Origin of the sequence: Streptomyces flavofungini, from assembly GCF_041028215.1 — a bacterium.
Taxonomy (GTDB): domain Bacteria; phylum Actinomycetota; class Actinomycetes; order Streptomycetales; family Streptomycetaceae; genus Streptomyces; species Streptomyces flavofungini_B.
Genome location: NZ_JASKYR010000281.1, coordinates 1 through 8,618, shown reverse-complemented (window position 1 = coordinate 8,618; position 8,618 = coordinate 1). Strand labels below are relative to the sequence as shown.

General features: G+C 72.0%; 10 protein-coding genes. 4 read left to right on the top strand and 6 right to left on the bottom strand.

Annotated elements, in window-relative coordinates:
- Positions 1-115 precede the first annotated feature (115 nt).
- The gene (locus tag AB8Z36_RS20075; protein ID WP_369214725.1) at positions 116-931 is read left to right on the top strand and encodes a transporter substrate-binding domain-containing protein; all 816 of its coding nucleotides are present in this window, start codon (positions 116-118) and stop codon (positions 929-931) included.
- A gap of 1 nt (position 932) precedes the next feature.
- Here AB8Z36_RS20075 and AB8Z36_RS20070 read toward each other — a convergent pair whose 3' ends face one another.
- Positions 933-1,211, bottom strand: a complete 279-nt coding sequence (locus tag AB8Z36_RS20070) for a WhiB family transcriptional regulator (protein ID WP_369214724.1) — start codon at positions 1,209-1,211, stop codon at positions 933-935.
- Positions 1,212-1,304: 93 nt separating this feature from the next.
- On the opposite strand from AB8Z36_RS20070, the gene AB8Z36_RS20065 reads away from it, so the two are divergent.
- Positions 1,305-1,688, top strand: coding sequence for a VOC family protein (locus AB8Z36_RS20065; RefSeq protein WP_369214723.1), 384 nt, complete (start codon positions 1,305-1,307; stop codon positions 1,686-1,688).
- 32 nt (positions 1,689-1,720) lie between these two features.
- Here AB8Z36_RS20065 and AB8Z36_RS20060 read toward each other — a convergent pair whose 3' ends face one another.
- Entirely contained in the window at positions 1,721-2,800 is a 1,080-nt protein-coding gene (locus tag AB8Z36_RS20060) for an NADH:flavin oxidoreductase/NADH oxidase (protein WP_369214722.1), read from the bottom strand.
- A gap of 124 nt (positions 2,801-2,924) precedes the next feature.
- On the opposite strand from AB8Z36_RS20060, the gene AB8Z36_RS20055 reads away from it, so the two are divergent.
- A complete protein-coding gene (locus AB8Z36_RS20055; protein ID WP_369214721.1) occupies positions 2,925-3,296 on the top strand; it encodes an ArsR/SmtB family transcription factor in 372 nt (123 codons plus the stop codon).
- A gap of 188 nt (positions 3,297-3,484) precedes the next feature.
- Here AB8Z36_RS20055 and AB8Z36_RS20050 read toward each other — a convergent pair whose 3' ends face one another.
- Together AB8Z36_RS20050 and AB8Z36_RS20045 are read right to left on the bottom strand one after the other, a co-directional pair.
- Positions 3,485-4,852, bottom strand: a complete 1,368-nt coding sequence (locus AB8Z36_RS20050) for an FAD-dependent oxidoreductase (RefSeq protein ID WP_369214720.1) — start codon at positions 4,850-4,852, stop codon at positions 3,485-3,487.
- A 145-nt stretch (positions 4,853-4,997) separates the two neighbouring features.
- Entirely contained in the window at positions 4,998-5,660 is a 663-nt protein-coding gene (locus tag AB8Z36_RS20045; protein ID WP_369214719.1) for a DUF305 domain-containing protein, read from the bottom strand.
- Between the two features lie 174 nt (positions 5,661-5,834).
- Here AB8Z36_RS20045 and AB8Z36_RS20040 point away from each other — a divergent pair, with 174 nt between their 5' ends.
- Complete coding sequence (locus tag AB8Z36_RS20040) at positions 5,835-7,337, top strand: LVIVD repeat-containing protein (RefSeq protein ID WP_369214718.1); 1,503 nt, start codon at positions 5,835-5,837, stop codon at positions 7,335-7,337.
- Here AB8Z36_RS20040 and AB8Z36_RS20035 read toward each other — a convergent pair.
- Positions 7,325-7,990 (bottom strand): TetR/AcrR family transcriptional regulator, encoded by a 666-nt coding sequence (locus AB8Z36_RS20035; RefSeq protein WP_369214717.1) that lies wholly within the window; start codon positions 7,988-7,990, stop codon positions 7,325-7,327. The two genes, AB8Z36_RS20040 and AB8Z36_RS20035, sit on opposite strands and share 13 nt — an antisense overlap.
- A gap of 130 nt (positions 7,991-8,120) precedes the next feature.
- Positions 8,121-8,618, bottom strand: a 498-nt coding sequence (locus tag AB8Z36_RS20030) for an HAD-IA family hydrolase (RefSeq protein ID WP_369214716.1), incomplete at its 5' end; no start/stop codon positions are given.

The following is an 8,618-nucleotide window of genomic DNA, read 5'->3' as shown; positions in this document are numbered from 1 at the left end:
CTTCTCGGCGGGTGAGCGGCGGGAACGTGACGGGGGTGAGGCCGGGCCCGTCCGGCGCGCCGGGGCGTCTGCGAGGGTGATCCCTTCGAGCCGCCCGAGCGCCGAGGAGTCCCCCGTGAAGCGTGCCGCCACCCTGTCCGCCCTGGTCTGTCTCCTGGCCGTCACGGCCGCCGCCCCCGCGTCCCCGGACGCGGCACGGCGCCCGGAGCGCCCGCACGGCAGCCTCCTCGACACGGTGCCGGACGAAGGCGTGCTGAAGGTCTGCACGACCGGTGACTACGCACCCTTCACCCAGCGGGACCCCAAGGACGGCACCTACCGCGGCATCGACATCTCCATGGCGCGCGACCTGGCGAAGAGCCTCGGCGCCAAGCCGAGGTTCGTGGCGACGACCTGGGCGAACCTCACCAAGGATGTCGCCGCGCGCCGCTGCGACATCGGCGTCGGCGGGATCTCCATCACGCTCCCGCACGCCCGGCAGGTCTACTTCGGCGAGCCCACGCGCGAGGACGGCAAGACGCCGATCGTGCGCTGCGCGGAGAAGGAGAAGTTCAAGGACGGCACCCTCGCGGACATCGACACGCCGGGCAGGACCGTCATCGTCAACCCCGGCGGCACCAACGAGGAGTTCGCCCGCGCGCACATCAAGCGGGCGACGATCAAGCTGCACCCCGAGAACACCACCATCTTCCAGGAGATCGTGGCGGGCCGCGCGGACGTGATGATGACCGACGCGAGCGAGACGCTCTACCAGTCGAAGATCCACCCCGAACTCTGCGCCCTGCACCCGGAGAAGCCCTTCACGTTCTCGGAGAAGGCCTATGCGACGCCGCGCGGCGACATGGACTTCAAGGAGTACGTCGACCGGTTCACGCATCTCGCGACCCACGACGGCACCTACGCGAAGTACGAGGCCGAGTGGATGAAGTAGCTCATCCGGCGAGCCGTGCCGACGTCATCGCCGCCGCGGCCCGCTCCGCTCTCAGCGCCCTCCTGCGCAGCACCGCTCGTTCCTCCTCGCCCGTGCCGCCCCACACGCCCGACGCCTGGCCCGTCCTGATCGCCCAGGACAGGCACTCCCCGCTCACGGGGCAGCGGGCGCAGACGCGTTTGGCGGCGGCGACGTCCCTCAGTGCGGGTCCCGCGGTTCCGACCGGGAAGAACAACTCGGGGTTCTCGTCGGTACACGCGGCCCGTTGCAACCACTCCATGGCGGCGCGGGTGCCCCTGCCTCGGAAGCGGAAACTCCGCTCGGCGGCCCGGCCGCGCGGTTTGGCCCGACGGCACGGGGACATCCGGAAGGAATGACCGTGCAGAAGAACACCGTGCTGGTACTTGACTGTTCGGAACCCGAGGCGCTCGCCGAGTTCTACGCCGGACTGCTCGACGCGGAGGTGCGGCTGAGCAAGGACCCCGACTACGTGGAGATCACCAACGACAGCGGGGTCCAGTTGGCCGTGCACCGGGAGCGGGACTACATCCCGCCGAGCTGGCCACGCCCCGAGGACTCCCAACAGGCCCATCTGCGCATCATGGTCCCCCGGCAGGACATGGACGAGGCGGAGCGCGAGGCGGTGGGGCTCGGCGCGCGCCCCGTGGACACCAAGAACAACAGCGGCCCACGGGACTCGCGGACCTACTCCGACCCGATGGGCCACTCCTTCACGCTGGCGGCCATTCCGGAGTAGAACTCCGGGCCGGGGTCGGCCCGGAGAGGGCCCTAGACCGACCGGTGGTACTGGTCGGGCACGTGGACCTCGGCGCCGAGTTCACGTGCCGCACGCCGCGCGAAGGACGGGTCGCGCAGCAGCTCGCGCCCGAGCAGGACGGCGTCGGCCTCACCGTTGGCGAGGATCTTCTCGGCCTGCTCCACCTCGGTGATCAGACCGACGGCGGCGACGGCGAGTCCGGTCCCGGCCTTCACGCGGGCGGCGAAGGGGACCTGGTAGCCGGGTCCGACGGGGATGCGCACGCCCGAGGCGTTGCCGCCCGTGGAGACGTCGAGCAGGTCGACCCCGTGCTCCTTGAGCTCGGCGGCGAAGCGGACGGTGTCGTCGGCGGTCCAGCCCCCCTCCTCCAGCCAGTCGGTGGCGGAGATGCGGAAGAACAGCGGCTTGTCCTCGGGCCATACGGCGCGCACGGCGTCGACGACCTCCAGGGCGAAGCGGGTGCGGTTCTCGTAGGAGCCGCCGTAGGCGTCGGTGCGCCTGTTGCTGTGCGGGGAGAGGAACTCGCCGATCAGATAGCCGTGCGCGCCGTGCAGCTCGGCGACCTCGAAACCGGCGTCGAGGGCGCGCCGGGCGGCGTCGACGAACTGCCCCACGATCGCGCGGATCTCCTCGGTGCCCAGCTCGTCGGGGACCGGGTGGCGCTCGTCGAAGGCGACCGGGCTGGGGGCGACCGGCTGCCAGCCGTGCTCGTCCGGGCCCACCGGGGCGCCGCCCACCCAGGGGCGGTCGGTGGAGGCCTTGCGTCCGGCGTGGCCGATCTGGATGCCGGGCACCGTGCCCTGGCCCTTGAGGAAGCGGGTGATCCGGCGGAACGCGGCGACCTGCGTGTCGTTCCAGATGCCGAGGTCGTAGGGGCTGATGCGGCCCTCGGGGCTGACGGCGGTGGCCTCGACGATGATCAGGCCGGTGCCGCCCGCGGCCCGCGCCGCGTAGTGCGCGAAGTGCCAGTCCTGGGGCGCGCCGGTCTCGGGACCCTCGGCCGGTGCCGAGTACTGGCACATCGGGGGCATCCAGACCCGGTTGGGGATGGTCAGGGATCGCAGGGTGTACGGCTCGAACAGCGCGCTCACGGCGGACTCCATTCGTCACGGCTGGGGTGCTGCTCGTACGGTAAACCTCGTAGTACGGTGGATGTCAAACTACGGTGGTTCTCGTACAATGCGGCAAGGGAGATCCGGACGAACGGGAGCAGCCATGACGACCGCCGCGAGCAGCAGGACGCTCGCCCACCCCGAGCTCGACGACATCCGGCTCGAAGGCGTGCTGCACGCCCTCGCCGATCCCATGCGGATGCGGGTGGTCCGGGACCTCGCGCGCGAGGAGGGCGCCGAGCTCTCCTGCTCCTACTTCGCGCTGCCCGTCTCCAAGTCGACCAGCACCCACCACTTCCGGGTGCTGCGCGAGAGCGGCGTGATCCGGCAGATCTACCGGGGCACGGCCAAGCTGAGCGTGCTGCGCCGCGACGACCTGGACGCCCTCTTCCCCGGCCTCCTGGACACGGTCCTCGCGGCGGCGTCCCGCCAGGCCGGGCGGGAGGACGCGGGCCGGGCGCCCGCCGGGGGCTGATCCGGGTCCGCAGAGCCAGGGCTGATCCGGCTCCGCGGAGCCAGGGCTGATCCGGGCCCGCGGAGCCAGGGCCGATCCGGGCCCGCGAATCCGTCGGGCCCGCGAATCCAGAGCTGATCCGGGATCGCGAGCCCGAGACGATCCGGGCCCGCCCGCCACGGGCCCGGAGCCGTCGGAGGCGGTCCCCCTCAGCCCGGCGTCGCCCGTGCCGCCGCCGTGCGCAGTCCGTCCCAGTCCGGGATCTTCACCACGCCCCTGCCGAGCGAGCGCCCCAGTTCCGCCTCGGCGCGCTCGATGGCCAGCCAGCCCGGCCACTCCACCGGCCGCAGTCCCGCGGCCCGCAGCCCCGCCAGCGGATCTCCCGGCAGCTCGCGGGCGAGCACCGGGGCGTCGTCCAGGAGCGACTGGACGGTTTCCTTGGCGCAGGGGCGGTTGGTGCCGATCACGCCGGTGGGCCCGCGCTTGATCCACCCGGCCACGTACTCACCGGCCGACGGCGCCCCGTCGCGCAGCACCCGCCCCGCCGCGTGCGGCACCGTGCCGCGCCCGGCGTCGAACGGCAGCCCTTCGAGCGGCACCCCGCGATAGCCCACCGAGCGCAGGACGAGCTGGGCCGGGATGTCCTCGTACCGCCCCGAGCCCGTCACGCCGCCCCGGCCGTCCGGCAGCGTGCGCTCGAACCGCGCCCCGGCGACGCGCCCCGCCGTCCCGGCCGTCAGGGCCACCGGGCGCAGGAAGAACCGCAGGATGATCCGCCGCGCGAGGCCGCTCGCGGGGCGCTCCGCCCAGCCGCGCAGCACCTCGACGTTGCGGCGGCAGGCCGGGGAGAGGCCCGAGGGGTCGGCGCAGGCCGGGTCGAGCGCCAGCTCCGCCGGGTCCACGACGACCTCGGTCCCCGGCAGCGAGCCGAGCTCCCGCAGCTCCTTGGTGGTGAACCTGGCCTGCGAGGGGCCGCGCCTGCCCACCATGTGCACCTCGCGCACCCGGCTGCCCGCGAGGACGCCGAGGGCCGCGTCCGGCATGTCGGTGGGCAGCAGTTCGGCGACGCCGCGGGCGAGGATGCGGGCGACGTCCACCGCCACGTTCCCCACGCCGATGACCAGGGCCGACCGCACGTCCCGCACGAATCCGTCGGGGGCGAAGCTGTCCGGCAGGGCGTCGGGGTGCGCGCTGTACCAGGAGACGAACTCCGTCGCCGAGTGGCTGCCCGGCAGCTCCTCGCCCGGCACTCCCAGCCTGCGGTCGGCCGCCGCGCCGACGCAGTACACCACCGCGTGGTACAGGCTCAGGAGGCGCTCGCGGGGCAGGGCGGCGGGGCCGATCTCGACGCCGCCGAGGAAGCGGACCCGCTCGTGTTCGAGCACCGCGCGCAGGTTGTTCTGGAGGGACTTGATCTTCTCGTGGTCGGGCGCGACTCCGTAGCGCACGAGGCCGTAGGGGCAGGGCAGCCGGTCGAGCACGTCGACCCGGACGTCCGGCACCCGGTCCTGCTGGACGAGGGACTGTGCGGCATACACCCCGCTGGGGCCCGAGCCGACGACGGCGACATGCAGCACGGCGGTGCTCCCTCCGCGAGGCGACCCCGGGACGGTCTCAGGATCGCATCCGGGGCGGCCCCTGTCAGGAGCGTGCGCGGTGTGGCGTGCGGCTGTACGGCGAGGGGGCTCGCGAGGAGACCCGGTACCTCCCGGTCGGCGTCGGTCAGTCCATCGTCCGCATCCGGCCGATCTCGCTCGTCTGCTGGGCGACCACGTCGTTCGCCATCTCCTCGACCTGGAGGTTGTTGCCCTCGGAGAGCGCGTCCGTGGCCATGGTGACGGCCCCGGTGTGGTGCGTGATCATCAGCTTCAGGAAGAGCTCGTCGAACGCCTCGCCCTTGGCGGCGCGCAACTGCTTGAGCTGTGCGGCACTGGCCATCCCCGGCATCGCCGCGTGGTCGTGCCCGTGCCGCTCGCGCGGTCCGCCGTGGCTCTTCAACCAGCCCTTCATCGCGCCGATCTCGGGTCTCTGGGCGGCGCCGATGCGGGCGGCGAGCCGCTTGACCTTCGTCGAATCGGCCCGCTTCGGGGCGAGCCCGGTCATGGTCAGCGCCTGCCCGTGGTGCTCGATCATCATCTGGACATAGGTGAAGTCGGCCGAGTTCGGGGTGTCGTCGTCGGCCCGCCGCTTCGCCGCCTCCTTCGCCGACAGGGTGTCCGCGCTCTCGCCCGGCTTGCCGGGGGCTATCACCGAGGGCCCCGGCGAGGCCCCGCTCCGGTCGCCGGAGCCGCCGCCGGACTTCCCTTGCGAGTCACAGCCCCCGAGCGCGAGGACCGAGGACGCCACGAGTGCGGCGAGGACGTACGTACGGCGGTGGGGGAGCACGGCGACCTCCGGTGAAAACGGACGAGTTGGGTCCGTCCTAGCACGAGGATGAGTGCCAGTGATCGGAAACTTCCATGACAAGCGTGTTTCCGCCTGTTGATCTGAGCATGATGAGAACGATACTGCGGGTGTCCGTGAACCGTTCGACCGTGAACGGCGACAAGGGAGGACGCAGTGACCCTGTTGAACAATCCCCGAACGCGGCGCAGACGCCTGGGAGTCGGCGCCGTGGCGGCCGGTCTCCTCGCCACGCTGCTGACCGTGGCGCCCGCGGGAGCGACACCCGACCCCGGTGACGCGGGCGCCGCCCCGAAGAGTGTCTCCAAGAGCGACGCCGCGAAGGCGCGCGAGGCCATCGCGAACGGTGAGATACCCGGTCCCGACGAGGTCGCCCACTCGGCCAACATCGAGCACCTCGCCAACGTCCCCAAGGACGCCCTGCCGGGCCTCAACTCGGACATCGCCTTCCAGGGCAGGTACGCCTTCGCCGGCAACTTCGACGGCTTCCGGATCTTCGACATCAGCGACCCCGAGGCGCCGAAGACGGTGTCGCAGGTCCTGTGTCCGGGCGGCCAGAACGACATCTCCGTCTCGGGGAACCTGCTCTTCCTCTCCACCGACTCCTCGCGCAGCGACAACTCCTGCAACAGCACCTCGCAGCCCGCGACGGAGAAGTCCTCCTGGGAGGGCATGAAGATCTTCGACATCAGCGACAAGGCGAACCCCCGGTACGTCTCGGCCGTCGAGACCGCCTGCGGCTCGCACACCCACACGCTGGTGCCGAAGAAGCGCGACGTCTACGTGTACGTCTCCTCGTACTCCCCGAGCGCGGCCTTCCCCGACTGCCAGCCGCCGCACGACGGCATCTCCGTCATCAAGGTGCCGCGCAGGGCCCCGGAGAAGGCTGCGGTCGTCGACTTCCCGGTGCTCTTCCCCGGTGAGGGACCCGACGGAGGCGGCAACCCGGGCGGGCCCACCAACCCCGGTGTCTCCAAGACCACCGGCTGCCACGACCTCACGGTGCTCCCCTCCGAGGACCTCGCCGCGGGCGCCTGCATGGGTGACGGCCTGCTGTTCTCCATCAAGGACCCGGAGCGCCCGAAGATCATCGACCAGGTGCAGGACAACGAGAACTTCGCGTTCTGGCACTCGGCGACCTTCAACCAGAAGGCGAACAAGATCGTCTTCACCGACGAGCTCGGCGGCGGCTCCGGCGCCACCTGCGACGAGGCCACCGGGCCGAAGCGCGGTGCCAACGGGATCTACGACATCAGGGGCAAGGGCGACAAGCGCAAGCTCGTCTTCCGGAGCTACTTCAAGATCCCGCGCCACCAGGCGGCCACCGAGAACTGCGTGGCGCACAACGGCTCCCTGATCCCCGTCAAGGGCAAGGACCTCATGGTCCAGGCCTGGTACCAGGGCGGCGTCTCGGTCTGGGACTTCACCGACTCCGCGCGGCCGAAGGAGATCGGCTACTTCGAGCGCGGTCCGCACACCACCGACAAGATCGTGACCGCCGGTTCCTGGTCCGCGTACTACTACAACGGCCGGGTCTACTCCAACGACATCGCCATGGGGCTCGACGTCCTGAAGATCAACGACAAGCGGGTCAGGTCCGCCGAGCGCGTCCGCCTCGGCGAGCTCAACGTCCAGACCCAGCCCGACTACTTCGACTGAGGACCCCCGGGCCACCGCGGTCCGCACGACAGCGTCGATGATGTCCCGCCGGGCGGCGGCCCGCCCGGCGGGACACCGAGCTCCCACTCCAGGCCGTACCGCTGGAAGAGCTCGGCCCGCAGCGTCGCGAGCGGCATCGGGGCGCCCGGGATGAGCAGGGCGAAGACCGCGCCCATCAGCAGGGCGCGCAGCAGCGGGTAGTCGCGGTCGATGTCGCCGGAGCCGCACCGCTCGACGGTGTCCCGGAGCAGCTCAGCGAGCCGCTGCTGCTCGGGGCACTGCACGAACCCCTCCGCCTGGAGGATGCCCGCCATGTGCGTGCGCATCAGGAGCGGTTCGTCGCGGGCCAGGCCGAGGATCGCGTCGACCGCGCGGGCCAGCCGCTCCCTGCCGTCCGGCGCGCCGGGCTCGCGTTCCAGGGCGGCCTCAAGGGTGCGGTGCATCAGCCGGTGCACGGCCGACTGCAGGAGCTGGCGCTTGCCCGGGAAGTAGTACGACACCAGGCCCCTGGCGGCGCCCGCGCGGTCGGCGATGTCGCCCAGCGTCGTGGCCTCAAAGCCGCGCTCGGCGACCAGTTCCACCGTCGCCTGGAGGAGCCGCTCCCGCGAACGCCTGCGGAGCTCTTCATTGACCTGCGGGCTCCGCGGGGACATTCTGTAACTCCTGCGTTGACTGGCTCTGAGCCAATATACTCAGCGAGAGCCCGTCATGGGGGCCCTCCTTGAGCCCCGCGCGGGCCGGACCGGCCTGGGGCAGGCAACACCGCGGGGGAGTGTTGCCTGCTCACGGGCGGTCGCCCGGCAGGTCTCCGCGGCCGTGGCCGACGAGGCCGAGCACCGGCCGCAGCGCGTCGGGCCGCTCGTGCACCGGCTGATGACCGACGAAGCGCACCGCGCACCCCAGCTCGGCGGCCCCGCCGTCGGCCCGGCGGTCGTCGCCGACCATCAGGACCTCACGGGGATCGGCCCCCAGCGCGTCGCAGGCCACCGCGAAGAGGCGCGGGTCGGGCTTCTGGATGCCGTGCTCGTAGGACAGGACGTACGCGTCGACGTGCCGGTCGAGGCCGTGGGCGCGGAAGACCGGCCGCAGGTCCCACCCGATGTTGCTGACCACCGCCACGCCGACGCCCCGCTCCCGCAGCCCCACGAGCACCTCGGCGGCGTCACCGTAGGGGCGCCACGCCTCCGGTGCCATGTGCCGCGCGTACAGCGCGTCGTACAGGCGCGGGTCCGGCAGCGGCACMTSGCRSSSGAGGCCCGTGAACGCCGCCCGGTGCTGCCC